This is a genomic window from Clostridium peptidivorans, from assembly GCF_900205925.1.
Classification (GTDB): domain Bacteria; phylum Bacillota; class Clostridia; order Clostridiales; family Clostridiaceae; genus Clostridium_AK; species Clostridium_AK peptidivorans.
Window position 1 is genome coordinate 1 of record NZ_OAOD01000062.1, and the last position, 503, is coordinate 503.

The 503-nt window shown below is 50.9% G+C and carries 5 tRNA genes; all 5 read right to left on the reverse strand.

Annotation, left to right across the window (positions count from 1 at the left end):
• Positions 1 to 44 precede the first annotated feature (44 nt).
• A tRNA-Gly gene (locus CRN98_RS17365) sits at positions 45 to 118 on the reverse strand.
• A 7-nt stretch (positions 119 to 125) separates the two neighbouring features.
• Positions 126 to 201 (reverse strand) — tRNA-Pro (locus tag CRN98_RS17370).
• Between the two features lie 14 nt (positions 202 to 215).
• Positions 216 to 291 (reverse strand) — tRNA-Lys (locus CRN98_RS17375).
• Positions 292 to 304: 13 nt separating this feature from the next.
• A tRNA-Arg gene (locus CRN98_RS17380) sits at positions 305 to 381 on the reverse strand.
• Positions 382 to 385: 4 nt separating this feature from the next.
• Positions 386 to 459: transfer RNA gene (locus tag CRN98_RS17385), tRNA-Gly, on the reverse strand.
• Positions 460 to 503 lie beyond the last annotated feature (44 nt).

The following is a 503-nucleotide window of genomic DNA, read 5'->3' on the forward strand; positions in this document are numbered from 1 at the left end:
TTAGAAGGGCGTTGCTCTATCCAGCTGAGCTAAAGACGCATATTTGGAGCGGGTGAAGGGAATCGAACCCTCGTAACTAGCTTGGAAGGCTAGCACTCTACCATTGAGTTACACCCGCATATTTGTGGTCGGGGTGACAGGGATTGAACCTGCGACCTCATGGTCCCAAACCACGCGCGCTCCCATCTGCGCTACACCCCGATATATTTTTTAAATGGTGCGCCATCAGGGATTCGAACCCAGGACACCCTGATTAAGAGTCAGGTGCTCTACCAACTGAGCTAATGGCGCATATTATATTTAATGGTGCGTCTTAAGAGATTCGAACTCCTGGCCCACGCCTTAGAAGGGCGTTGCTCTATCCAGCTGAGCTAAAGACGCATATTGGAGCGGGTGAAGGGAATCGAACCCTCGTAACTAGCTTGGAAGGCTAGCACTCTACCATTGAGTTACACCCGCATATTTGGAGCGGAAGACGAGATTCGAACTCGCGACGTTCACCT